The organism is Desulfacinum infernum DSM 9756 (assembly GCF_900129305.1).
Classification (GTDB): domain Bacteria; phylum Desulfobacterota; class Syntrophobacteria; order Syntrophobacterales; family DSM-9756; genus Desulfacinum; species Desulfacinum infernum.
The window spans coordinates 114,453-140,138 of sequence record NZ_FQVB01000007.1; the positions used below are offsets into that span (position 1 = coordinate 114,453).

The window sequence follows — 25,686 nt, forward strand, 5'->3', positions numbered from 1 at the left end:
GACGTGCCCCCTGCCGGAAAAACCGGTTGCCGCCGTTATGACCTTGGTGTATGTGTCCCCGGCATTTGATCCGATCCCAAGACCGAGAGGAAAGCCATACCGTGAGAAATATCAAGGACAGCAGCTCCCTTCGAAATATCGCCATCATCGCCCACGTGGACCACGGAAAGACGACCCTGGTGGATGCCATGTTCCGGCAAAGCGGCGTGCTGCGGGCCGGAAAGGACGTTCCGGAACGGCTCATGGACCGCCTGGACCTGGAGCGGGAGCGGGGCATCACCATCGCCGCCAAGAACTGTTCCGTGACTTGGCGAGGGGTGAAGATCAACATCATCGACACGCCGGGCCACGCGGACTTCGGCGGCGAGGTGGAACGGGCCCTGGCCATGGCGGACGGAGCGCTCCTGCTGGTGGACGCCTCGGAGGGACCGCTTCCCCAGACCCGGTTCGTTCTCAAAAAGACCCTGGAGGCCGGTCTCAACGTCCTGGTGGTCATCAACAAGATCGACCGCAAGGACGCCCGCCCGAACCAGGTCTTGGACGAGATTTATGATCTTTTCATCGATCTGGACGCCACGGACGACCAGCTGGAATTTCCCGTGCTTTACGCCGTGGGCCGGGACGGGGTGGCGTCGCCGAGCCTTGATGAGCCGGGGCGGGATCTCAGCCCGCTCTTCGACGCCATATTGAACGAAATTCCCCCGCCTGCGGGGGATCCCCGTGCGCCCTTCCGGATGCTGGTGGCGGACCTGAGCTACAGCGACTACCTGGGGCGGCTGGCCATCGGCAAGATCGCCCACGGCACCATCCGGTCCGGGGATCCGCTGGTGCGCATCAATCAGGAGGGCGAAACACGCCCGCTCAAGATCACCAAACTCCAGGTCTATGAAGGCATGAGTCTCAAGGAGACCGATCAGGCCGGCCCGGGAGACATCGTGGTGCTGGCCGGCATCGACGACGTGCTCATCGGAGATACCATCTGCACGGCGGAAGCGCCCCGGGCCCTCAAACGGATCCGGGTGGACGAGCCCACCGTCTCCATGAAGTTCACCATCAACGACTCTCCCTTCGCCGGCAAGGAAGGCGCCATCGTCCAGTCGGGCAAGATCCGGGAAAGGCTCTACAAGGAGACGCTCCGAAACGTGGCCATCCGGGTGGAGGAGGCGGAGGACAAGGAAAGCTTCCTGGTCCAGGGCCGAGGCGAATTCCAGATGGCCATCCTCATCGAGACCATGCGCCGGGAGGGTTTCGAGCTGTGCGTAGGCCGTCCTGAGGTGATCTACCAGGAACGGAACGGGCGGCGGCTGGAACCCATGGAGCACCTCTATGTGGACTGCGAGGAGAGCTTCATCGGTGTCGTGACGGAAAAGCTTTCCATCCGCAGGGGCACCCTCACCAACCTGGTGAACAAGGGGTCCGGGCGGGTGCGCATCGAATTCATGATCCCCTCCAGGGGCCTCATCGGCTACCGGGACGAATTCCTCACCGACACCAAGGGAACCGGGATCCTCAATTCCTATTTCGCGGGCTACGACGAGTACCGGGGCGACTTTCCCAGCCGATTCACCGGTTCTCTCGTCTCCGACCGGCAAGGGAAAGCCGTGGCCTACGCGCTTTTCAACCTGGAACCCCGCGGGCGCCTTTTCATCGTTCCCAACGATCCCGTCTATGAAGGTATGATCATCGGCGAGCACAACCGGGACAGCGACCTGAACGTGAATCCCTGCAAGGAAAAGAAGCTGAGCAACATGCGGGCCGCCGGAAAGGACGACAACGTGCTGCTCACGCCCGTCGCGCCCATGACACTGGAGCGGGCGCTCCACTTCATCCGGGAAGACGAGATGGTGGAGGTGACCCCCAAGTCCATCCGGCTTCGGAAGACGATCCTGGCCGCTTCGCAGCGCCCTTTGAAAAAGAAATAGGGAGAGCCGTCGAGCCCCTTCCATGCTCCGCCTGGTGGCAAGAAAGGCGCTGAAGGTTGGATCAGCAGCGGCGGAATGCCCAGACCTGCACGCACGTGTGGGGGTCCGAACGGGGAGTGGATGGGAAGGGCTCCGAGGCGCCCTCCAGTTTCCAGAGTCCGGCTTGTTCCAGCTCCTGGAATTTTTCTTTGAACCCCATCTGGGCATAGGTTTCACAGCGGAGCGTGAAGACGAGCACCCCCCGGGGCCGCGTGATGCGAACCAACTCGTCGAAAGCCTTTGGCGGAGCGTGACCTTGGGTGAAGACGCCCACGCTGATCACGGCATCGAAGTGCGAGTCCGGAAAGGCGAGGGACTCTCCCAGGGCCATTCGAAGGAGGCTCCCGTAAACGGCCTTTTCCGAAGCGACCCGGAGCATCCCTTGGGCAAGGTCAATGCCCACGAGATGGCGGTACCCCTCCTGGTGGAGAAGTTCGCCCACCAGGCCGGTCCCGGCCCCTGCATCCAGGATGCGGGCGTTGCGGTCCGCTACAAACTCCATGAGTGCACTGACCGCCTTTTGGGGGCCGCGGTAGCCGTGCGCTTGAATAAGATCTTCGTCGTAGCGATCGGCCCACGCGTCGTAGCGACGACACAGCTCCTCCATGTCCTTGGAGGAGCAGATCCAGCGAACCCGGTCCTTGGGATCCATGGCGATCATCCTCCTTTCGTCCGTTCCCTGTAGCACGGTTCAAGCGTCTGCCACAAGCGACCGGCGTGCCCGGGGCGCTTTTCCGCTCTTGCCTCCGGTCCGTGCGCCTGATAATCTCCCGCTCTCATGAATTCCGACCGAACGACGGGAAGGACGCATCTCCATGACGAAGATTCGAAACTTTAGCATCATCGCCCATATAGACCACGGCAAATCCACCCTGGCCGACCGCCTCATCCAGGCGGCGGGGCTCGTGGATGAGCGGGAGTTCCGCGACCAGATCCTGGACACCATGGATCTGGAGCGGGAGCGGGGCATCACCATCAAGAGCAACACGGTGACCCTGCCTTACGTGCGCCCCAACGGCGAAGAATACGCCCTGAACCTCATCGACACCCCGGGCCATGTGGATTTTTCCTACGAGGTGTCCCGGGCCCTGGCCTCCTGCGAAGGGGTGCTCCTCTTGGTGGACGCCTCACAGGGCGTGGAGGCCCAGACCCTGGCCAACCTCTACGTGGCCATGGAACACGATCTCACCATCATCCCGGTGATCAACAAGATCGACCTGCCCTCGGCCGACGTGGAAAGGGTGAAGGAGGAGATCGAAAACGAGCTGGCCCTGGATTCGGAACAGGCGGTGCTCTGTTCGGCCAAGGAAGGGATCGGGATCGAGGACGTTCTGGAAGCGATCGTGGAGCGGATCCCGGAACCCCGCGGGTCTGTGAACGCCCCCTTGGCGGCGCTCATCTTCGATGCGCACTACGATTCCTTCCGGGGGGCCATCATCGCCTGCCGTGTCTTCGACGGGGCGATCAAGGCAGGAGACCGTATCCGGTTCATGTCCAACGGCGCCGTGCACAAGGTGGAGGAGGTGGGCGTCTTCCAGCTCAGGCGGGAGCCTCGCAAGGAATTGAAGGCCGGGGAGGTGGGCTACATCATCGCCGGGATCAAGACGGTGAGCGATGTGAGCATCGGCGATACCATCACCCTGGACGAAAACCCGGCCTCCAAACCTCTGCCCGGATTCCGGGAAGTGAAGCCGGTGGTCTTTTCGTCCATCTACCCGGTCTCTTCCGACGACTACCCTTCCCTGGCGGCGGCCCTGGAAAAGTACAAGCTGAATGATGCGGCCCTGGTTTACCAGAAGGACTCTTCGGCGGCCCTGGGGCAGGGATTCCGCTGCGGCTTCCTGGGCCTGCTGCATCTCGAGATCGTCCAGGAGCGCCTGGAGCGGGAATTCGACCAGTCCATCATCATGACGGTGCCCAGCGTCCAGTACCGGTTCACCCTGGATACGGGGGAGACGGTGACGGTGGAAAACCCGCAGTATTACCCCGATCCGGTGCACATCAAGTCCACGGAAGAACCCTTCATCCGGGCCAGCATCCTGTGTCCGGAGCGCTACATGGGCGCCGTGATGAAGCTCTGCACGGAACGGCGCGGAGAAAACCCGCGATTCAACGTGCCCACCCCGGGCCGGGTGGAGATCATCTTCGACATGCCCCTGGCCGAAGTGATCTACGACTTCTACGACCGGCTGAAGACGGTCACCCAGGGCTACGGCTCCTTCGACTACGAAATCACCGACTACCGCCAAAGCGACCTGGTGAAGGTGGACTTTCTGGTAAACGGCGAGAAGGTGGATGCTCTGTCCATCATTGTCCACCGGGACCGGGCCCGCTCCTGGGCCGTGCAGGTCTGCGACCGGCTCAAGGAGGAAATCCCCCGTCACCAATTCAAGATCGCCATCCAGGGGGCCATCGGCGGAAAGATCATCGCCCGGTCCACCATTTCCGCCTTCCGAAAGGACGTGACGGCCAAGTGCTACGGCGGCGACATCACCCGAAAGCGCAAGCTCCTTGAAAAGCAAAAGAAGGGAAAAAAGCGCATGAAGATGGTGGGGTCGGTGTCCATTCCGCAGAGCGCCTTCGTGGCGGTCCTGAAAACGGACAAGGAATAGGAGCCGTGTCCGCCCTGCCGGGCCTCTACGTGCATGTGCCTTTTTGCCGCGGCAAGTGCGCCTACTGCGACTTCTATTCGGAGCCTTCCGAAGCCCTCGCATTCCGATGGGTGGACGCGGTGCTTCGGGAGGCGGACCTTTACAAGGACCTCTTTTCCCGCTTCGATACGCTCTATCTGGGCGGCGGAACCCCCAGCCTCCTGAGTGGGGAAGATCTCAGGCGACTCTTGACGGGACTCCGGGAGCGATTCCATTTCGAAGCCTCCGCCGAAATCACCCTGGAAGCCAACCCGGACGACGTGAGCCCGGATCGGGCGTCCCTGTGGCGGGGGCTGGGCATCAACCGCCTGAGCCTGGGCGTGCAGTCCTTCGACGACCGGATGCTGCGCCTTCTGGGCCGCCGCCACAACGCCTCCCAGGCCGTCGCCGCGGTGGAAACCGCCAGGGAGGCCGGTTTTTCCAACCTGGGCGTGGATCTCATGTGGGGACTGCCGGAACAGACCCTCGCCCACTGGCAAAGCACCCTGGAAAGGGCCCTGGCCTTTTCGCCGGAACACCTTTCCTGCTACGAGCTCACGCTGGAAAGGGGCACGCCCTTCCATCAAAGGGCGCTTCGGGGCGAGCTCTCCCTGCCGTCGGAAGAAGAATCCCGCCGGATTTTCACTACCACGTCCCGCTTTCTGGAAACCCGCGGGTACGTGCACTACGAAATTTCCAACTTCGCCCGGGGCGAGCCGTTCCAGTCCCGTCACAACCGGAAATACTGGCACCACGTCCCCTATCTCGGCCTGGGGCCTTCGGCTCACTCCTTCGACGGGCGGAGACGCTGGTGGAACGTGCGCTCGGTGAGGGCCTACTGCGAAAGGTTGGAAGGGGGGGCAACCCCTGTGGCCGGAGAGGAGGTTCCGGGCCCGGACGAGCGCCGCCTGGAGGCTCTCCTGCTGGGGTTTCGAACCCGCGAAGGCGTCCCCCTCCACCTGGTGGGGGAGTCCCACCGGGTGCGACGGGCCGTGGAAGCCGCCGTGGCCGACGGGCTGCTGGCGCTCGCTCGGGGGCGCCTTCGTCCCACCCTCGAGGGCTGGCTCATCGCCGATCGGCTTCCGCTGCTCTTCGATTGAGTCGGGACCTTGGAAACGGCTGCCGGTTTTCCTTTTTTCCTTCGACGGTTACAATGAACACAATTCAGAGATCCACGTTTACCTGTAAGTTATTCCTTTATTGCGGGGAGCAGCGGGGCGCTCCGGGGGAGGGGCATCATGGCCGAAAAAAAGAAGATCCTTGTCATAGATGACGATCCCGAGATCTGCCAGGCGATGGACGCCATCCTGTCCGACAACGGCTACCAGGTCTTCACCGCCACGGACACCGTTCGTGGAGAGGAGATTCTGAACCGGCAGCGTCCGGATCTGCTGATATTGGACATCATGATGGCCACCATGCAGGAAGGCCTGGATTTTGCCACCAGGATCAAAAAGAAAGAAGGGGCCTACGGGCTGCCCATCATGATCGTTTCGGGCCGGCCGCCGGCGGAAAAGGGCTACGGACGGTCCCTGGATGAGGATTTGGACTGGATCGCCGCGGACATCTTCATGGAAAAGCCGGTGGACCCGGAGGATCTCCTCACCAATGTACGAGTGCTCCTGAGGGAAGATCACGACTGATCCTCCGCAACGCTCGCGCCTCCATCGCTCCTTCCCGTTGAACCGGTTCCCGACGCTCGCCTTGCTGTCATTCGTCCTGCCCTGGTTGTGGACCGCCGAGAACTCCTTCGGATCCGTGCGGGAGCGATCCGCTCCCATTCCGGTCCTGCGTTCGGCGGCTGGAAGTGCGCGGGCTCGGTGTAACGCCGTAAAAACGAGAAAATGTGATGTGGTTCCGAAGCCTTGGTTTCAAACTGGTGGCGTCCGTGGGGGCGGTGGTGGCCCTCGTGGTGGGCGTCTTCTTCTATGTCACCCTGCAGGCTCAGAGCCGCGAGACCCTGCAGGAGATGATTCGAAGCGTGCATCTTGCCAGCGAGATCGTTCGCCGCTCCCTCCATTACGACATGCTCCAGTACCAGCCCGAGCGGCTCCACCGGGCCATCGACACCATCGGGGGACATGAGCGCATCGAAAAGGTGCGCATCTTCAACGCTCTGGGGCGGATCATCTATTCGTCGGACAAGGCCGAAATGGGGGCCTATCTGGATAAGTCCGCCGAGCAGTGCTACGCGTGCCACACTCGGGAAAAGACCTTCGAGCGCCTGGACACCTCGGAACGAACGCGGATCTTCCGTTCAGAGGCGGGCTACCGCGTCCTGGGCATGATCAATCCCATCTACAACGAGCCGGACTGCTACAACGCCGCCTGCCATGTCCACCCCCGGGATCAGAAGGTTCTGGGCGTGCTGGACATCGACGTGAGTCTGGAGGCCGTAGACCGGGCGCTGGTGCGCATTCGAACGCAGATGCTCCTCCTGGCCGTGACGGCCGTGGTTTCCATTTCGGGAATCGTCGCCTTCCTGATCCAACGGTTTCTGAACCGCCCCCTGCACCAGCTGCTCCAAGGGATCGAACGGGTCGGGGCGGGGGATCTCTCCACCCCCATTCAGGTGCGGTCCCGGGACGAGATCGGTACCCTGGCCGAAAGCTTCAATCTCATGACGGCCCGGCTCAGGGCGTCGGAAAGGGAACTTCGCGAGTCGGAAGAAAAGTACCGTTCCCTTTTCGAAAACGATCCCAACCCCATCTTCGTCCTGGACCTGGAAACCTTCCGCATCCTGGACGTGAACATCCGGGCGGTGGAAACCTACGGCTACAGCCGGGAGGAGTTCCTGAACATGTCCTTTCTCGACCTGGGCGGGGAACGCGAAGCAACTAAGATCCAGGAGTTGGCGGTGAAGGCGTGCATCTTTCTGCCGAGGGTCCGTCACCACAAGAAAAACGGCGAGCCCCTTTACGTGAACATCCATTCGTGTCCGCGCCTGCATCTGGGCCGGGATGTGATCATCGCCAACATTGCGGACATCACGGACCGGGTCCAGGCGGAGGCCCAACTCATTCAGGCGGGCAAGATGGCCACCCTGGGCGAAATGTCGGCCGGTGTGGCCCATGAGCTGAATCAGCCTTTGAACGCCATTCGGATCGGCTGCGAATTCCTGATGAAGCAGATCCGACGGGGCCGGGCCGTGGGCGCGGGCGTTTTGGAGCGCGTGGCGTCCCAGATGGTGGAGCAGGTGGAAAGGGCATCGGGTATCATCAATCATCTCAGGGAGTTCGGAAGAAAGTCCGACGCCTTCGAGATGGAGCCCATCGATGTGAACCAGCCTATTCGGGACGTCTTCACCGTGCTGGGCCAACAGCTTCGGCTGAGGGAGATCCGGGTGGAACTGGACCTGCAGCCGGATCTTCCGCCCATCCTGGGAGTGTCCAACCGGCTGGAGCAGGTCTTTCTGAACCTGGTGATGAACGCCCGGGACGCCATGGAAGAAAGGAGGGAGAAGGGAGCCGAAGAGGGCTGGGAAGCGGTTCTGCGAATACGGTCTTCCCTGGAAAGCCAACGCGTGGTGGTGACGGTGAGCGACACGGGAGTGGGAATCCCGGAAGGGATCCGGGAGCGCGTCTTTGAGCCCTTCTTCACCACGAAAGAGGTGGGGCGGGGAACGGGCCTGGGCCTTTCCATCAGCTACGGGATCATCAAGGAATGCGGAGGAACCGTGGAGATCGAAAGCGAGGAAGGCCGCGGGACCACCTTTCGCCTTTCCTTTCCCGTCTACAAGGATACGGGGGAATGGCCTTGGAGCGCCTTTCTGAATGGGCCGCAGCGGGATGAAGGTCATGAGGAAGATACTCATCGTGGATGACGAAGAAAGCACCCGGGAGCTGCTGTCCCTCAGTCTGCAAAGCGACGGCTATCCGGTGGTGTGCGCCGAAGACGGCTACAAGGCGTTGGAGCTCTACCGGAAGGAGGAGCCCGAGATCGTGCTCACCGATATCAAGATGCCGGGCATGGACGGCATCGAGCTGCTCCGGCGCCTGAAGAGCCTGAACCCGGAGGTGGAGGTGATCGTCATCACCGGCCACGGCCAGATGGACCTGGCCATCCAGGCCCTTCAGCTGGAGGCGTCCGATTTCATCAACAAGCCCATCAGCGACCAGGCCCTGAGCGTGGCGCTGCGCCGGGCGGAGCAGCGGATCTGGATGCGCGAAAAGCTCCGGGACTACACCACCAACCTGGAGTGCATGCTCAAGCAGGCCACCGAAGAGATCCAGAAGCGCTACGACTTCGAGCGGCGTCTCGTGCACACCTCCATGGACGGGATCATCGTCAACGACCGGGAGGGAAACATCCTCATCTTCAACGAGGGGGCCTCGCGCATCTACGGCTACACGCGGGAGGAGGCGGTCTGCGGACTCCATGTCTCCCAGCTGTATCCGGAAGGCGAAGCCCGCCGGGTCAAGAAGATGATCTTCTCCGAGGAATACGGGGGCCCGGGAAGACTCATCAACTTCGAGACCACCGCCAGGACCAAGGACGGCCGCCTGGTGCCCATCCTCCTTTCCGCCACCGTCCTCTACGAAGAGGGGGAAGAGGTGGCCACGGTGGGCTATTTCAAGGACCTGACGCAGATCAAGGAGCTGCAGCAGCGCCTCCTGGAAAAGACCCGGCTGGCGGCCATCGGGGAGGCCATGGCGGAAGTGGCCCACGGGGTGAAGAACATCCTCTACGGCATGAAACTGGGGGCCTACATGGTGGAGCAGGGCCTGGCCCGATCCGATCGGGAGCGTCTGGAAAAGGGCTGGCGCATGGTGCAGAAAAACATGGACCGCATCGCGCGCCTCAGCCTGGACATGCTGGATTATGCGCGGACCAAGAGCCGGAAGCGGGAGGCGGTTCCCATCAACGAGGTGATCGAGGACGTGTGCCAGGAGCTGGAACGGCGGGCATCCGAGCAGAAGGTGGAGCTGGTGCGGGATCTTTCCTGCGGCCTTCCCTATATCTTCGGGGACCCGGAAGCGTTCCACTCCTGTGTGCTCAACCTGGTGACCAACGCCATGGAATCCTTTTCCGAGGACAGCGGCCCGCGCCGGGTGGACATCCGAAGCTACGTTCGAAACGGCCGGTGGATCTGTGTGGAAGTGGCCGATATGGGCCGGGGCATCCCTCCCGAAATCCGGGACAGGATCTTCCGCCCGCTTTTTACCACCAAGGGCGCCCGGGGGACGGGCCTGGGACTGGCCATCACCCAGAAGATCGTCATGGAGCTGGGCGGCGTCATCGAATTCCACAGCGAACCGGGACAAGGCACCACCTTTGTCCTCCAGTTTCCACTGGATAGCGAGGCGGAGAGCGCCACCCGCCACCACGGCTGACGATCCTGCTTGCTCGGGAGCGACGGGTGGAGGAAATTTCCCGCCGGCCGCTACTCTGACAATCCCCTTCTTTCCGGTTCCGCCGTTTCTTCCTGTTCCATGACCATGTGTCGTCTGAACGCGATGGAGGTGGCTCGGGCCAGATTCGCCTTGTGGGAATGGAGAGTCCGCACGGACCGCTCCACGGTGTCCAGGACGGCCTGTCGGGTGACGCCGGGCACCGGAGTGGCCAAGTAGCGTTGGGCGTTGGTCCGGGTGGCGCGGATCAAGTCGTCTATGGCTTCGTCCAGTTGTCCTTGGGCCCTTCGAACCAGAGGACCGACCCGGTCCGCCGCTCCCAGAGGATCTCGGCGGGCTGCATCAAGGATTTGCCAGGTGTCTTCGTAGAGGGTTCGGGCCGAATGAATGCGGGTCAGATCGACCCCGTTGGCTCCTGCCGCCACCAGGAGCCGGTCGCAGTACTTCATGAGTCCCTTGGCTGTGGAGGCACGGAAGCCTTCCCTGGCGGCTTCCGTGGCCACATGAGAGATCATGGCCAGATCGTCAAGAACGGACATGTAGTTCATGGCGGGAGATAGGGGGGTGAAGGCCCCGGACCGGATGCGGCCGATATTTTCCCGCCGCGTCACATGGCGAGCCGCACCTCCCGGGCTCACATACGGGCCCTCGATGGCGGCGTTGATGCGGGATTGGAGCCGCGCCATCTCTTCGGCCAAGGCGGCCTTCCGGGCCGGATTCGTTTCCAATTCGAATTGGCGGTGCAAATCGTCCATCTGAAGTTCCAGCCGGCGTCGGAGGGTCGGGTCCGATGCGAGGCGCTCCAGTTCCGCCAGCCGTTCCGTCACCCTCTCCATGGGCACCTCCGCATCCCTTGCGTAGCGCTCCACGGTCTCGCGCGGCGTACCCTCCCGGAGCATTCGGGCCAAGGTGTTCACTTCCGTTTCTCTCACCATGCGCTGTTCCACTTCCCGGGCGGCTCGGCCGGGAAGTTCGGTGAAGAGGTGCAGGCGCCTGGGGTCGGCAAAGATGTCTGCATCGAGCAGTCTTTTCCATCCCGGCCCGTAGCGCCTTTCCATCACCGAGACGGCGTAGTTGCGGTAGAAGGTGGCGTCACGCCCCAAAAAGCTTATGTCCACGTCGCTGGTCATGGCATTGGTTCCGGTGCGCTGCATTTGGGGCGGGCCCAAAGTTCTTCCCGTGAAGCCCATGCCCATTTCCCGGTATGCGCTGTCGACTTCTTGACCCAAACGATCAAACTGGCGAATCCTCCAGGCCTGCATTCGATTCATGATTTCCGTTCCCTGATCTCCGGCCCGGGCCAAGGCTCGGGCCACATCCTGCCATGCGCCTCCGTGCAAGTGAATCACCGCACCGGCGTTGCCTCCCATCTCATCCAACTGGCGGGCCACCCGGGCGGCGTATTCCTGAACCGCCTCGCCGCCTTCCTCCGTAACACGTCTCAGAAGCGCCGCATTTTCAGCTACCTGCTCTGCGACTTGAGCGCGCGAGAGGCCGGGGAAACGCCGGGCCACGTCATCGGCATCCCTCAGCAGCTCACGAGAAAGACGGTTCTGGATGTCCGGGGCGGCCCGTTCGAAGGCCTCGGCTGCGGCCCTGCGGCCTCCGGCCCTCCCCGCGCTTCGAATGGCGTCTCCCAGCAGGGGAACGAATCCCACCAGCGCCAGAACGGTTTGGAGCTTGCCGTCGCTTCCCCCGGTTTCCCACATCCGGTAGATGCCGGCTGCCACGTCACGGGCGTCGGCGATCTGTCCCACGATGGGGATGCATCCGATGAGGATCTGCCCGATGGTGGCGGCCGTGGACGGTTCCCTGTACCAGTCGCCGAAGATGGCCCCCACCGCGAATTCTTCCACCACGTTGAGGCCGGTGGAGTACTCTTCGTGGCGCCATCCGGCCGGGGTTTCTTCCAGCCAGGCACCGTCGGACGTGATGATCTGGTGCACGTTCACCTGAGTGCCCCGTCTCAGGATGTATCCGTAGCCGTCGTCCCCGGGGCTGGTGAGATCCCTCAGATGTATTGGGGGATCCAAGGAGTAGATATGGAGCCAATTGTCCGGTGCCCGCAAAACGATTCGGGCGCCCCGCAGCCGGAACAGATCTCCCAGCATCTCGTGGCGGCCCCGTCCGTCGTTGTAGTAGCCTGTGAGGCGTCCGATCTCCCATCCCACCCGGACCGTGGTGTTCCACATCCATCCGTCGATCTCGCCCACCACGCGGCCCCGCGCATCGTAGATCATTCCTCCCATCCGGCGCCTCAGCTCCAGCATCTCCTCAAGGGTTTCGGCCATGCCGTGCAGGAGCACCCTTTGATAGTCCAGGTTGAATCGCTGGATGGTCATCAGGTCTTCGAATCGGACCTGGCCGTTCCGGTGAGGGATGCGCCAGCCGCCGGGTCCCCACTGGTAGAGGAGCAGGGGCCGGGGCGGATATCCGTCGGGTATGGCTAAGATCATGGGATGAACGATGAGTTGCCGGTAAAGGCGCTGCTTGAAGAGGTGAATCTCCGGGGGATCCTCACGTTCGGCCGTGACCACGTCATCGGCCAGGACCCGGTCGGTGGGAACCTGCAGAAACCTGTTTTCACGGACGATATCCGAGTGCCTCTGGGCGCGCTCCATAAGTCGCTCTCGGCGCCTCACGTCCACGGAAAGGATGGATCCACGAAGGGGTTCCATGAGGCGATCCAGGCGCTCCAGTTCCCTCTTGGCGTCGAGCACCGCCTGGATCTGTCGTACCTGTTCCGGAGAAAGCACCGAAACAAGGTGGGAAAAGTCGCGGCTTAGGATCTCCTCGGCGTCCACCCGGGGGATGTCGGTCCTGGGATCCCGGGCGCGCCGGGACCCGGTATCCCGCCGTATCCCATTTGTTCTTGACGCATGGAGGGGTCCGTGGCGGTCTTTCGGAACAGGGAATTTTCGAAAAGAAAGCGGCGCCATCCCGTCCAAATCCAGGGAATGGGCGATCCGATCGGCCTGAGCTTCCAAAGGATCCTCGCGGGCCGAAAACACCGGCCCTTTCCCTTGGGGGAGAGCGGGAGTGAGGCCTTGTTCCTGCTGGAGGGTGTGAACCAGCTCGTGTGCGATCAGGCGCCGGCCTTCTATGCTGCGGGGATTGTAGGCCCCTTGCCGGAAGAAGATGTCCGTTCCCCAGGTGAAGGCCTTGGCCCGCAAAGACCGGGACAGCCCGTCCGATGCGGCGTTCTCATGGACCCTCACGGCCGAAAGATCGGCTCCCAGCTCGTGTTCCATCCGTGTCCGAACGTCCGGGTCCAGGAGCCTCCCGGATCCCCTGGCCCTTTCCAGATGCGGCGCAACCCATGGCACCGGCTGCCCGGAGGCGCCCGGGGATTCCTCCTTTCGTTGCAGAGGCGGGAAGGGTTCGGGAGATGGGGGCCCTCCGATGGCCCTGGGAGATCCCGGGCCGAATCCCCATTCCGGCGGAAGCAGAGCGCCCACGTCCAGATGGGCTCCGAACATCACGCTGTTTTCGTCGGTATAGATCTCCACATGAAGCCAGTCCACCCCCGGTATGGGAAGGGGGCGTCCGTTGAGGAGCGGGAGAACGCGATCCCTGGCGGAAGGGCTTGCCAAAACGCCGGCCAGGGCGCCTCCTCCGACCACGACGGAGGAAGTGACAATGAGGCCGCGTTCTCCGGGGGTGGCCCGGCCCCAGACACCCAATGCGAAATCCCGGGCCTGGTCTTGAAGATTCCGGAGCATGCCTGCCACGGGCTCGGTGGCCGCCAGGGCCCTGGCCACGTCCCCCAAGGATCCCTCGCGGAGGGGAGAGGGTCCCGGCGCAGGGGGGCGCTCACGGGTCGCTTCGGCCGGCCGTTCCCTCGTCGGGGAAGGAAGCCACGGAGCTGTTTCCACCCGGGCGGCCGCTTCCTGGAGCTGATTCTGTAAAACCAGGGGATCCAGCCGGGTCTCGAGGATCTGCTGGATCTGCCGTTCGATTTCGGGATCCAGGCGCAGTTCCAGGGGAGGCAGGCCGAGACTCAGTCGGGGCGCAAGTCCCGGTGCATGAAAGAAGGGCGATGTGCCCAGGGTGAGCCGGGGGAAGGCGGGAACGGTCTCCGCCCCGTTGTCGGGCGATCGTTGGAGGATCGGGCTCGGTGCCCCGCGAGCGGCCTTTCGATCCAGCACGCGAGAGGAGCTCCCTTTTCCCCTGATTTCTCCGGCGTGTTTTTTCTTTTTACTCAAGGCGAACATGGCAGCCCCTCTATGCCGCGCCGCTGGGCGCTCATTTCTTTTCCGGCTTCAGCCAAACCGTGATGCCCATGGCGGCCAGGGCGGCGACGATGGGCAGGACGAACCAAGGGTTTCCGAAGAAAAGTCCGGTAAAACCGCATGCCAGCAGGGCCGCCACGCTCCCCACGACCAGAACGGGGAAGGAGCGGGGCTGGCGCCTTTGCGCTCGAACCAGGTGGTAGAAAAAGGCGATGGGGGTTCTCAGGATCCAGCGGGGAGTTCGCCTCGAAAAGAAACCGGAAAGTTTCTGGTGGCCCTGGAGAGCCGTCCGCAGCAGGCCCCACACCAGCAGGTAGGCGTGGCAGGCGTATTCCGTGAGGATATGGGCGGGCACCGCCCCTTTGGGCCCCACCACCGTCTGGGATCCCAAGGCCTTTTCCTGCAAATCGGATCCGCAGTCCCGGACGGCATCCCGGGCCTGGGTCCCTCTTTCCCTGGCGCGGGCTTCCACGACCGTCTCGCCGGTTTGCGGCCCCACGCCCGTGTCATCCGAGATCGTGCCCCAAACGATTTCCTGGAAGTAGAGGTCTTCGTAGAGGGTTCCCAGGTCCTGGCACACGGCGTGGTATTGCGCCGCCGTGATGAATCGGTCCCGGAAGGCCGAAAGCTTCAGGAGCCAGTCGGCCTTTTCCGCTTCGGAGCAGTCCTCGGGCGGTCGGGTGTCCAGGAGTTCCCGCCACGACCGGAGCAGGGCCTTCCTTTGGGAAAGCGGGCAGCCCTGGAAATGCTCGTCCAGCGATTCCGTGGTGATGGCATCGGGCAGGTGCCAACGGTTTCGCCAAAGCCTTTGTTGGGCTCCTTCGTCCAGGAGGCTCCGGACGATCTGGCAGATGCCGTCGATCCGCCCCCACAGGATGTCGTTGGCCCTCCAGTCCCGTCGGAAGAAGGCGGCGAAGTGGGCCATGTCGTCTCCGGTCACTTTGAGGGACGGCGCCACGGCGCTCAGGCCCGTCTGGGCGTCCCGGGGGCTGATGCGCACGTATTCGATCTCGTCCAATTCATGGATTCCGGCGGCGAATTCCACGGGATAAAAAGCTCTGTCCAGGATGACGAAGTCTTCGATGGGGTTCCCGGCTTCCGGAACGGAACGGATCAGCAGGTGCAGGACTTCATGGAGCGCCGTGAAAACGGTTTCAGGCGGTGTTTCGGGCAGATGCAGACGCTCCAGTTTCTCCGGGTCCGTCTCACGGATCCATTGCCACGCCTGGGAGGCCGCCCGGGTGAGCTGCCTGGACCGAAGAGGTCCCGCTTCCCGGTCGGCGAGCAGCCGGAGGTGGTCTCGCAGGGGCATTTCCGTCGCTTCCGAAGGGAATTCGCTCAAGAGCGGGTGCCACAAGGGGCTTTCCCGGTCCAGGAAGGCGGCGAAGGACTTGAGCAAGAAGGAGGGAGCCAGGCGAAGCCCGGCTTCCGTCTTTTCGAAGAGTGTATCCCGGAGCAGATAAAGGCGGTTACGGATCATGTGGAGCGCCTTGATGATTCTTCCGGCCGCCTTCACGGCTTGGAGCAATTCCTGCTGTTCGTCTTCCGGCGATGCGCCCATGGATTGGTAGAGGTGGTAAAGCACGTGGAAGGCGCACCGAAGGTGCCATTCCACGTCGTAGGAATGGAGCCATCCGGCGGGCCCCTTTCCCGGGGGCGCCGTGTCTTCGGCTGCCGTCAGTTCCAGGAGCGTCCCGCGGAGGGATTGGAAGAGGCGCTTTCTCTCTGGATGGCTGATTTCCGTCTTGGCCGACGGCACGTCGTCCGAATCCGACACCATCAGGGTGCACAGGCTGTCGATGCGCACTCTTCGGTACACTTCGCCGGGGGTGTGGCACGAGGCGGGGTCGGGCCCGGGAGCACCGGGCCTCGCCAGTTCCAGGTAGTTTTCCTTGATGCGGTTGAGCCAACGGATCCTGGCGTTGTGTGCCTTCAGCTTTTCCAGGTCTTCCCCGATGCTTTCGTGCGAAGGAATGGTGCTCAAGGAGGCCACGGCCACCCGGAAGGGATTCTGAAGGCGGTGGGACTCCTCGTCGGTCAAGGGCGTGAGATGGGCGGGATCCGGTTCCACGTAAAAGAGCCTTCTGTCCACCAGCTTGTGGGGCATGCGGTAGAAGATGGCTTTCAGAACCGGTCCGAAGGGCTTGTTGTCCAGAACGCCTCCATCCACGTACACATGATGGGTGGGCCGGGTGCGGCTGGATCGCTCCAGGGCCTCCTTCACCGCTTCACGACGGTCCGGGGGAAGCTGCTCCAACGAAAAGGGAGGGAAGGCCACGGGAAAGGTGGAGGTGATTCGTGCGATGGAGGCCAGGATGCAGGCCCTGAGCGGTGCCGTGTCTCTCGGCGCGGGGTCCTCAGGCCCCAGCCCCAGAACCTTTCGTCCGGGCCGGTGCTGCAATCGGAAGACGGTTCGGTGGGTCTTGTCGTCGATCCGGGCGCCCAGGGAGTCCCAGTAGGTGGACAAGACCCCTTCCAGATTGGTACCCGTAATGAAGACATCCATCTCACCCGGGCTGGGGGCCCGAACGTGGGTGGGAGTGAGAATGCTGCGGAAGGCTTCTTCCAGCCGTTGCTGGTAGTAGCCTTCGCCGTCCAGGAGTGAGACGGCCTCATCGGCTGCGGTGACCGGGCGAAGCAGAGCCCCCAGGTCTCCGTGCTTTCTCCACAGGTCCGCGGTCTTGGCAAAGTCGCCTCCGGATTCCAGCGCCGCAGCGAGAAAAAGGCCGTTGATGCCGCCGGCGGATGTTCCCGCCACCACGTCCACCACCGCGTTGGCGTCCAGTATCTCCAGAAGGAGTCCGAAGGGACCGTTCTCCCTCACCAGGTCGAAGAAGGCCCGGGTGACGCCGTTTTCATAAACGGCCAGGGAGACGCCGCCGTAGAGCACCAGGGCGATGCGGATTTCCCGGCTGCGGTCCTTTCCATCCTTTCCAAGGATGTCCGTCGTCATGGTTGATCCTCTCTCCGGCCGACTTCGCGATTCACTGCGCCGTTGGATGCCGTCATGGGCGTTTTCCGATCCAGGACCCTCCGTTGTCCCGGGACGTTTCGTATCCCCAGGTCCCCTGGAAAGTCTTTCCGTCGTTTTGGGGTATGAACACGCCGCCTCCCGTTTCCGCTCCCTCCTCCCACCGGAAGTACAGGCGGCCGTCGCGAATCCTTCCCCGGATGCGTCCTTGGCCGAGCCCGTAGGAGTAGATTCCCGTCACGCGGTCTCCGGTCCGCTCGAACTTGACATCGATGGGGACGGCCTCTCCTCCGCCGTGGGCGGAAAAACTTCCCCGGTAAAGGCCGTCGAAGGCCAGCCGGGCCTCTCCCGGGTTACGGTCGTCCTCTTCCAGGACCCGACCGATGCCGCCCTTGGGCCGTGGTCGAAGGGAGTCCAGGTCCGTGCTCCGCCCGATTCGGGCCAAGGTCTTCTGGATGTTGGAGTCTTCCAGGATGGCGGCGATCTTTTCCACCTCGCCGGCCATGGCGCCCACCCTGGCCGTGGCCGCCTGCAGGTCCGGTTCTGATGCCGCAAAATCGCGGGACTTGTTCCGAAGTTCTTCTGCAAAGCGCCGAAGTCGCTCCCCCGTGAAAGGATGGGTGGATCTTTCCCGAAGGTACGATTCCCAGTCCTTTTCCGAACCAAAATCGCCGCGATGGGGCATGAGGTAGAGGGCTGCCATGAAGAAGTGCACCATGCCCATGGGCGCCGTCCCGATCCGCCTCATGACTTCCAAGGCGAACGCGTCCGCCTGGGCCTCGTTTTCCTGGGCCTGGCTCACCGGGATGTCGTATCCCGGGTGGCGGTGGTAGAGGTGACCCAGTTCGTGGGCCATGATGAAGACGACGGCGCTCTTGAGAATCTTCTGCGAAAGCGAGTCCACGTTGGGATCGGCCAAGGCGTCCGGCGGGATCCGAAGGGCTTCCAGGGGGGGCGGACACCGGGGCTGTGAGGACCCCAGGCACTTGTACTTGAGCATGGACATGTAGTTGTAGGCCGTCTCCTGACTGAAGCCGTTGAATTCCAGCCAGGCGGAGGCGATGGCGAAATCGTCCAGAAACTTGACGGAGACCACGGGCATGACGATCCGCCCGCTGTTTCCCCAACGGTAGGCGTAGAAATTGACGGGAACGTTCTGCTCCGGAGCGATGAGAGGAATATCCAGGGACGTTCCCTCCACCCGGCGTCTTTCCGCGGCGGTGAGGTTCGCCAGCACCACGTTCCGGAAGTTCCACTCCAGGTTGTCTCGGTACCGGCCCTGCCAGTACTGGAGCACCTGGCGGGGATAGAGTTCGTCCAGGTTCATGGCCCGGAGGGGCCCTGGGGCGGCTGCGCCCAGGAAAAAGACCAGAACCGTGGACACGATCTTTCCAAACTTCATGGGTTCGCCTCCTTTCACGGCTCAGCCGCGCCGCGCCGGAAAAGATCAGCGGGTGCCCTGCATCCCGGAGGCGGTTCTCCCACGGCGCCGTTTCGAACCCATTGCTCAAATTCCTGGAAATTCCCCCAATCCGGTCCCCAGACGGATTGAAGCAGGCTCAGCTTGATCTCGGGCAGAAGCAGGTCCACCGTGTCCACCCGAAGACCGGGATCCACGTCCGGGCGGAGCAGGGAGGGGATGCGGTTGAGCCGGGCCAACCGGGTTGCCAGGTGGGCTCTGCGGATCTCCAGATTATCCCCGCCGGATTCGGTGGCGGCCGTATCCACGGCGCCGTGGTAGAGCACTTGCGCCCTGGATGCGCGGGCGGCCTGTTCCCCTGCTGGGCCCGACGCCTCGTACTGCACGGCCCGATAGAGGGACAGGGCCACAACGGCTGCGCCGAAAAGGGCGAAGAAGACACCGGGTCCCACCCGGCTCAGATACACGGAGATGTTTCCGGGTAGGACGATCCGACCCTGGCTGTCCGTCTTTTCGGGAAGATGCAGAAAAAGCCGGTATCCGAGATAGATGGAGACGCCTCCGATCAAAACGGCCAGAATCCGCTCCAAGGGCCTGAAGATGATGGGATCCATGAGTTCTCCTGTCTGCCCTTTTTCGTTGGCCTTGGTCCCGGTGTGGCATCCATTGGGGCTCATTCGCGTTCATTCGTGTTGATTTGCGGTTCTCTTTCAAACGAACCGCCGCGGGGCGCGCCCAGGAGTTCGGCCGGGATCTGCCGGCCCAGCTTGGCGTACTCCAGCCTGAGCCCCTCCAGCACGTCCCGCCACTGCACCCGCCGTCCCTGCTCCAGGGCCCGGACGGCCGCCGCCAAGACCGCGTTTCGGATGTGCCCGCCGCAAAGATCCGCATGGGCGGCCAGAAGATTCACGTCCCCCGGCTGAAGGTCGTGGGCGTCTCCCAGATGGGATTTCCACAAGGCGCGCCTCTCCTCGGGGCCGGGGGCGGGAAATTCCACCACCAGGTCGATGCGGCGGCTGAAGGAGGCGTCCATACGGGCCCGGCTGTTGCTCGTCAGCAGCACGATCCCCCGGTAGTGTTCCAGCCGCTGGAGCAGGTAGTTGGTTTGCGCATTGGCGAAGCGGTCGTTGGCGTCCCTCACTTCCGTTCGTTTGCCGAAGAGGGAGTCGGCCTCGTCGAAGAGAAGAATCACGTCGGCTTCTTCGGCGGCGGCCAGCAGGGCGGACAGGTTCTTTTCCGTCTCCCCCACGTATTTGCTCATGACGGCGGCCAGGTCCACGCGATAGAGGGCGAAGCCGAGCCGGGTGGCGAGCCAGGACGCCGCCAGGGTCTTGCCCGTTCCCGAAGGGCCCACGAAGAGGGCCCTTACCCCGGTCCGATAGGAAGCCTCCAGGGTGACTCCCAGATGGTGCGGCAGGTCCTCCCGGTGACGGCATCGGGCTTCCAGCATCTCCAGCGTTTTTCGGGTGGATTCGGTGAGGATGAGGGCCTTTTCCGGGATTTCTTCCGGTACGGGCTGAGCCAGCGTTTCCAACCCTCCCACCTGAAAGGCGGCCCGCCGCACGTCCTGGGATTGCACCTGGAAGCGCCCGTTCACCCGTGCCTTCATGCGTGCCAGGGTTCCCAGGCTGCGGATGCGGTCCGTCCCTTGGAGGTGGGAAGCGGCCAGGGATTGGGCGAGGACGGGATCTTCCACCATCTTCAGCCACAACCGGCGCCTTTCCTCGGGGCCGGGAAGGGGAGTCCGCCACTGGTACACCTCGTTTTCGTCCGATTGCACGGCGCCGTCGGGGCCCGCCAGGGCCAGGACGGGCCCCGAGTAGCCCGGCGCGGAGGGCAGGGGGACGACAACGCCGGGGGCCGTTTCCAGGACGAAGACGGGCACCAATCTTTCCAGTGTGCAATAAAGGCCGAATCCTTCGAGCGGGATTGAAGCCGCCCGGGCGAAGACCGGACGTCTGCCCAGAGCCCGGCAGACTTGAACGGCCGCCATCTCCGCCTCCCTGGGCGAAGGCGAGCGGATGACGAGATGGCAACGGGAGGTTTCGCTCAAGGCCGAAGCGTGTGCCCGGGCCTCCCGTGTCAGGGTCTCCGGCACCGTTTCGGGTTCAGCCCGGGAAGCGAACCGGGTTCCGGGCCAGGGCTGAAAGATCCCTCGGAGAGAATAGGTGAGCGGAGCGGGAATACCCAGTTGTTGGTCGCACAACGGTGCGGATTCGTTGATCCGGCGGAGAAGGCCCGTTCGGGCGGCGGTTCCCGTGGCCAGTAAATACGACGGCGATTCCTCCACGGAGCCCGTGAGGAGAGATCCCAGCGTGTCTGCCACGAGACCCACCGAGGGGCGGGCCGATCCTATGTGCGGCTGGAGCAGGGCGACCATGGCCGCCATGTGGGAATCTTCTTCCACCGCAAGACACAGAGCGGTCGTCAGGATTTCCAGGGAAGAGAGGGAAAGGATGCCAGCCAGTGCCACGAGGCGGACGTCCCGGGACGCGGGCTGCAGGAACAGCTCCCGGAGCAGCTCGTGCCAGTGCCGGACCGATCCGATCCTTTGCCGTACCGCGTACAGGGAAGCCTCTTCGGGCCTTTGTGGCCGGCGTTCCTCGTCCTGGAAATAGAAAAACGCCGCCGGCCAGATGGCCGCCACGGCCAGGGACGGCATCCCGGCCCCTCGGACCCCGTGCGGTGCCTGTTCCAGAGACGTGGCTTCCTTCGTCCCCACCGCTTTTCTCCCTTTATTCCTTCTTGGGTCCGTTCGGGATGAAACGCGAAACTTCCACAATTCCAAAGCCTTGCTTCAGTCGCCGTAATGGAAAGTGATCACGCGGGCGAGCCAAGGGACCCAGCCGGGATTCACGTCGAGTCCCAGCCGCCGGATCCGCACGTCGATCCGATACAGCGGAAGAAAGACATCCACGTGGGTGGGGCCCGCGACGATCCTGCCGGGGCGTTGCGCCATCTTTCGGAACGTTAACCCTTCCCGCCGCCAAAGGAAAAGCGAAGCCGCGAAACGCGCCGCCCTGAAGACCCCTTCCAGGACCCAATCCCGGGATTCTTCGTGATTCAAGTCGGGCATCCGGGCTTGGGTGCCGGGTGGACGGACGTCCCTTCCGGGAACCGCCGAGATGCCGAAAAGGAGACGGCCCGTACGGTCCGTCAGCATCCGGAAGCCTTCCCCCGCCGGCCTCGTGTGAAGTCCGAGCCGCCTCAGCGCGCGGGGCCGTTCCTCCAGAAGGCGCATCCAGGCTGCCGGTGGTTCGAAGATCGGGAAGAACCCGGTCTCCTGGCGGAGAGCCTCGTCGAGGGGCCCCTTGTCCTGGGGCTCGCCGCAGTTCGGGATTGTCCTTGGAAGCACGCCCCCGGGACGGCCGAAGCTTTTTTCTGGCGAAAGATCGAGCTGTTCCAGCAAGATGAAGTGGGGGTCGTCTTCCGGGAGCGACAGCAGGCGGGCCATGTATTTCAGGAACCGGATTCCCGCGGCCTGTCCGGCAAAAAAGGGATGTCGGCAGAAAAGATCCTCCAGGGACAGGGCTCGAAATATGCCCAAAATAAAGAGGAAGCCGGCGAAGGAACTCCACCGGGTTTGCTGGAAGAAGGAGAAATCCCGGCCTGCGGCGGGATCGGTTCGGGCATCCTTGCCGATCGGGCCTCGCCCCGGTGCTCTCGGCCCCTCCCGGCCCTTGAAGTCCTCAAGGGGTGCCTCGGGCGCCTTCCCAGGCTCGAAGCTCGGCGGGACGCCGGCAAGGGAAAGGCCATCTTCTTCTTCCGGCTGCGGCACGTTCCTTGGAAATTTCTTGCCGGATTCCTTCGGGTACGATGCCTTCTCCGGTTCGGTCTCACGGACCAAGCGGCACTCGCCGGACGGACGCCTTTTCTCGACCGGCCCGGCGCCTTTCGGGTCCGTTTCCCCGGATGTCTCCGAAGGAATCGATGGAGGCGGGTTCCGGCGTGCGGATTCGGTGGGCGTTGCGTACCGCCTTGCGTCCCCATCGAATGCCTCATGGTGCGCCGCGACGGGGGGCGCTGCAGGTCCACCTTCCAGGGATTTCCCTTCAACCTGGGAATCTCCCGCAGGGGGGAAGAGGGTTGCCCGGGCGGTGGATTCAGGAAGAGGAAGAGACCTCAGACCGCCGTCCGGAGGGGTTCTTTCCACGCCCTGCGCCTTTCCGCCTTCTTTCCGGGTGGGATCCGTCCGCCTTCCACGGTCTTTCCAAGGCGAGGATTCTTCCCGGCGGACCTTTTCTTCCCGGGATGGCCCGCCTTCTATGGAAAGGGGGCGGATTTCCCCTTCCCGGCTGTGGGGATCCGGGATGCTCGGCCGGGTCGCTTGTTCGAGGAGGGAGTGCCCGGTCGGATCCTTCGGTTCCTGGACGGTGTGCTGGGAGCGCTCGGGTTGGGATGCCGGGGCAGGGGGCGGAAAAGCCGGAGTGCTCCAGCGGAGCTCCATTTCCCCGGGACGAAGGATCCAGAGAGCCACCGCCGTGAGCCACAAAGTGCGGGGATCATCTTCCCCCCACCGGGCGCTCCAGCGGTCGAGCACGCTCCGCCACTCGGCGTTCAGCCGGTTGAGAAGGCTCTGAAACGGCCCGGCTCCAAAACCGAGGTAGGGGGAAATTTCGTTTCCCGTTCCAAAGAGGCGGAGCAGCTCCTCTCCGTCTTCCCGATCCAGGGCCTCCAGGAGCGGATCCAACCGGCCAGCGCCCTGGAGGGTAGCGATCAGGCGGGCCACGGCGGGGCGGGCGGGGTGCAGACGGCCCGCCTTCTTGACAAGGTACCGAAGGCCGGCCGGGCGGCTGAATCCGTCCCGCCAGCCGGGGACGGCGCTCTTCCAGAACCACTCTGCGGCCCGGCGGCCCTGGACCAGCCTCAAGGCCAGCAAGGCGGGCGGATCCAAGGCGTCGCGAAACCAGACGGCGGGGGCGGACCCTGCGGCCGGAGACCAGGCCGGCACCGCCTCCCGGGTGAGCCGTTGGATGGTTTGATCCAGCACCCTGGAGGCGGACACAAAACCCATGGGGTCGGTGCCGATGCGCAAGGCGAGGGATCGCACCACCACCAAGGCACCGGATCCCATGCCGGGAAAGGACGCGGTGCGGAGCGCGTTTTCCAGGCAGTGGACCACGCGGGCCACGGGCGTGTCCCGAGCCGCGCGGACCCTCAGTTTTCCAATCCGACAATCCATGATCGTCCTTGCGCCGGATGCCTTTTCCGCCTTCCGGTCTCCCGAGCGCCGCGCTTCTTGAGGCCGTCTTGATCGTTACGCACACTCAATGCCCAGCTTTCTCTTCATTGGGATGATGAAAAAACTCCTCCGTCTGGGTGTGGCGATCAGTCGTGCGACCAGGAGGAATGTCGCGCTTGGCGGGCGGGGATAAACCCCGCCTCTACCCAAGAGGCCCATGCGCTTTTGTAGGGGCGGTCTTTATGCCCGCCCGTCGCGACTGCCTCCCCGCGGCCCAAAGCGTGGGGAATTGTTCCATCTGGACCGCGGAGATGGAGCCGAAGGATTGCAACACGTTATGGGATCCCTCCCCTTGCCATGGCGTGGCGGACGGAAGAAGTCTCTTTCACCTTCCCAGAAAGGTCGCTTTGGCTCCCGCGAGGATGTGGAAGGTGGCCTTTTCCGTTCGGGTGACCCTCACGCGAACCTCGGTCCCGCTCATATCCTCCACCACGGCCTGCACGGTGCTTCCGGCCGCCTCTTCAATGGAGACCTGCATGCCGATGCGCGCTAAGCCCTTTTCAATCACCAAGTCCAGCCAGTCGCCGGTCCTGCCCGTGGCCGGTGCGGGGGCGTGACCGGAGACGATCCGTCCCACCGGGGCGTGGCTGGCCAGGAGCAGGGCCACGCGAACCAGATCGTTCATGAAGTCCACCGCTTCCGGAATGCCGGGGTCCACCTTGGCGAAGAGCCAGTCGGCCAGGCCTTGCAGATCTTTTCGGAGTTCCATCGACAGCTCGCTCCAGCGGGGAAGAACGCTCAACCGTCTCAGGTCCGCCGGCTCGTCGTACCGGCTGATCCGCTGCGCCCATTCCAGGCGCACCGCGGCCGGTACCCGATCCGCCCTGGCATAGAGGCAGGCGGCCACGTCCTCCATATCCTGCACCTCCTGGGAAGCCTGTCGTGCGGCCTGGAATCGGCCGAGCCCGCCGCTCAGGAGATCCTCCACGGACAGGATGTTCTGCGCCTCTTCCTTCAAGCCCTTCCAGGAGAGGCGCTGCAGGGCTCCCAAGTCCAGCAGGGCCTTCTTTTCCCACCGGGTTCGAACCGCTTTTGAATGGGATTCCGAAATGGCTTTGACGGTCTTCTGGAAAGAAACGACGCCGAAGGGTGTCATCTCTTTTCCGTTCGTATCGGCCTCCTGGGTATCGGAAACCATGGCCTGGGCCCGGTTCCGGACCACCTTGAAAACGTCCAGGATCCTCTGGGGGCGGTCCAGGTGATTCAGGAGTTTCTGCAGAGACGGGAACCACGCCAAGGGCAGGGCGCGCAGGTGGGCGAACATGGCCTCCAGCTCTTCGGGTGCCGGATGGTCTTCTTCCAGACAGGCGGGAACAGGGGGCTTCCACAGGCCGTGCAGGGAAAGCCGAGGCACGGAATTTTGCGTGACGGAACTCCTTCTCGGGCGGGCGTAGACAACGAAAGGCACGTGGTTTTCCAGGATCTCCCGGCGTCGCCTGTTGACGGCCTCCACCCGGGCCGTTTCCTCTTCCAGCAGGGAGCGGGCCACCACCAGGTCATGGCGCCGCTCCGCCAGCTCGTCGTCCACCACCTTGAGAGCCTGGGCCCACTGGTCGGCGATGCCTTTGAGTTCTTCGAGGCACTTCAGGCACTTGTCCCTTACGGTGCGGTAGTCCAGTATGCGCGCTTCGATCCGGCGAAGGATCCCCACCGCGCTCTCCAGCGCCGTGACTCCCGAAGAAAGGTAGGCGGCTTCGTCGAAGACGGACGGATCGGGATCGAAAATCCCGGCCGTCACCAGGAGGGGAAGCCCCGGATCGTCCAACGGACACTCACGATGGTCCAGCAAAACCTGGAACGCGGGCCCCAGGGCCTGCTGCTCTTCCGAAGAGAGTCCCTTGAGGCGCACCAGCACGTAGTGGCCCTGCTCCCGGATGCG

The 25,686-nt window shown here is 63.5% G+C and carries 14 protein-coding genes; 6 read left to right on the plus strand and 8 right to left on the minus strand.

The annotated features are described in order from the left end of the window. Positions 1 to 101 precede the first annotated feature (101 nt). On the plus strand, positions 102 to 1,922 hold the full coding sequence (typA, locus tag BUB04_RS04430; RefSeq protein ID WP_073037422.1) for a translational GTPase TypA: 1,821 nt from the start codon (positions 102 to 104) through the stop codon (positions 1,920 to 1,922). A gap of 61 nt (positions 1,923 to 1,983) precedes the next feature. Here the strand turns inward: typA and BUB04_RS04435 are convergent, their stop codons facing one another. Continuing rightward, complete coding sequence (locus tag BUB04_RS04435; protein ID WP_073037423.1) at positions 1,984 to 2,613, minus strand: class I SAM-dependent DNA methyltransferase; 630 nt, start codon at positions 2,611 to 2,613, stop codon at positions 1,984 to 1,986. A gap of 163 nt (positions 2,614 to 2,776) precedes the next feature. Between BUB04_RS04435 and lepA the strand changes: the two genes are divergently transcribed. The 5 genes from lepA to BUB04_RS04460 all read left to right on the plus strand — a co-directional run bounded on the left by lepA (position 2,777) and on the right by BUB04_RS04460 (position 9,924). Continuing rightward, positions 2,777 to 4,573 carry a translation elongation factor 4 gene (gene lepA / locus BUB04_RS04440; protein WP_073037329.1) on the plus strand — a complete coding sequence of 599 codons (1,797 nt, stop codon included), beginning with the start codon at positions 2,777 to 2,779 and terminating at the stop codon, positions 4,571 to 4,573. 5 nt (positions 4,574 to 4,578) lie between these two features. Then, complete coding sequence (hemW, locus tag BUB04_RS04445) at positions 4,579 to 5,691, plus strand: radical SAM family heme chaperone HemW (RefSeq protein ID WP_245795124.1); 1,113 nt, start codon at positions 4,579 to 4,581, stop codon at positions 5,689 to 5,691. Positions 5,692 to 5,829: 138 nt separating this feature from the next. After that, positions 5,830 to 6,234, plus strand: a complete 405-nt coding sequence (locus BUB04_RS04450; protein ID WP_073037330.1) for a response regulator transcription factor — start codon at positions 5,830 to 5,832, stop codon at positions 6,232 to 6,234. A gap of 206 nt (positions 6,235 to 6,440) precedes the next feature. Beyond that, the gene (locus BUB04_RS18950) at positions 6,441 to 8,414 is read left to right on the plus strand and encodes a sensor histidine kinase (protein WP_073037333.1); all 1,974 of its coding nucleotides are present in this window, start codon (positions 6,441 to 6,443) and stop codon (positions 8,412 to 8,414) included. Next, positions 8,389 to 9,924, plus strand: coding sequence for a hybrid sensor histidine kinase/response regulator (locus tag BUB04_RS04460; RefSeq protein ID WP_073037335.1), 1,536 nt, complete (start codon positions 8,389 to 8,391; stop codon positions 9,922 to 9,924). The genes BUB04_RS18950 and BUB04_RS04460 overlap by 26 nt, the downstream gene beginning before the upstream one ends. A 50-nt stretch (positions 9,925 to 9,974) precedes the next feature. Here the strand turns inward: BUB04_RS04460 and BUB04_RS04465 are convergent, their stop codons facing one another. The 7 genes from BUB04_RS04465 to BUB04_RS04495 form a co-directional block, all read right to left on the minus strand. Continuing rightward, on the minus strand, positions 9,975 to 14,090 hold the full coding sequence (locus BUB04_RS04465) for an eCIS core domain-containing protein (protein ID WP_178371901.1): 4,116 nt from the start codon (positions 14,088 to 14,090) through the stop codon (positions 9,975 to 9,977). A gap of 97 nt (positions 14,091 to 14,187) precedes the next feature. Then, entirely contained in the window at positions 14,188 to 17,127 is a 2,940-nt protein-coding gene (locus tag BUB04_RS04470; protein WP_073037338.1) for a patatin-like protein, read from the minus strand. 52 nt (positions 17,128 to 17,179) lie between these two features. Continuing rightward, the gene (locus BUB04_RS04475; RefSeq protein WP_073037340.1) at positions 17,180 to 18,547 is read right to left on the minus strand and encodes a phage exclusion protein Lit family protein; all 1,368 of its coding nucleotides are present in this window, start codon (positions 18,545 to 18,547) and stop codon (positions 17,180 to 17,182) included. 14 nt (positions 18,548 to 18,561) lie between these two features. Next, positions 18,562 to 19,179 carry a hypothetical protein gene (locus BUB04_RS04480; protein ID WP_143156349.1) on the minus strand — a complete coding sequence of 206 codons (618 nt, stop codon included), beginning with the start codon at positions 19,177 to 19,179 and terminating at the stop codon, positions 18,562 to 18,564. Positions 19,180 to 19,238: 59 nt separating this feature from the next. Then, positions 19,239 to 21,287 carry an ATP-binding protein gene (locus BUB04_RS04485; protein WP_073037344.1) on the minus strand — a complete coding sequence of 683 codons (2,049 nt, stop codon included), beginning with the start codon at positions 21,285 to 21,287 and terminating at the stop codon, positions 19,239 to 19,241. 75 nt (positions 21,288 to 21,362) lie between these two features. Further along, on the minus strand, positions 21,363 to 23,747 hold the full coding sequence (locus BUB04_RS04490) for a hypothetical protein (RefSeq protein WP_073037345.1): 2,385 nt from the start codon (positions 23,745 to 23,747) through the stop codon (positions 21,363 to 21,365). A 385-nt stretch (positions 23,748 to 24,132) separates the two neighbouring features. After that, entirely contained in the window at positions 24,133 to 25,662 is a 1,530-nt protein-coding gene (locus BUB04_RS04495; RefSeq protein WP_073037347.1) for a hypothetical protein, read from the minus strand. Positions 25,663 to 25,686 lie beyond the last annotated feature (24 nt).

Bases quoted from the DNA above. Each gene is read 5' to 3' on its own strand.
- BUB04_RS04435 (WP_073037423.1), bottom strand. From the start codon at position 2,613: ATGGATCCCAAGGACCGGGTTCGCTGGATCTGCTCCTCCAAGGACATG.
- lepA (WP_073037329.1), top strand. From the start codon at position 2,777: ATGACGAAGATTCGAAACTTTAGCATCATCGCCCATATAGACCACGGC.
- BUB04_RS04450 (WP_073037330.1), top strand. From the start codon at position 5,830: ATGGCCGAAAAAAAGAAGATCCTTGTCATAGATGACGATCCCGAGATC.
- BUB04_RS18950 (WP_073037333.1), top strand. From the start codon at position 6,441: ATGTGGTTCCGAAGCCTTGGTTTCAAACTGGTGGCGTCCGTGGGGGCG.
- BUB04_RS04460 (WP_073037335.1), top strand. From the start codon at position 8,389: ATGAGGAAGATACTCATCGTGGATGACGAAGAAAGCACCCGGGAGCTG.
- BUB04_RS04470 (WP_073037338.1), bottom strand. From the start codon at position 17,127: ATGACGACGGACATCCTTGGAAAGGATGGAAAGGACCGCAGCCGGGAA.
- BUB04_RS04475 (WP_073037340.1), bottom strand. From the start codon at position 18,547: ATGAAGTTTGGAAAGATCGTGTCCACGGTTCTGGTCTTTTTCCTGGGC.
- BUB04_RS04480 (WP_143156349.1), bottom strand. From the start codon at position 19,179: ATGGATCCCATCATCTTCAGGCCCTTGGAGCGGATTCTGGCCGTTTTG.
- BUB04_RS04490 (WP_073037345.1), bottom strand. From the start codon at position 23,747: ATGGATTGTCGGATTGGAAAACTGAGGGTCCGCGCGGCTCGGGACACG.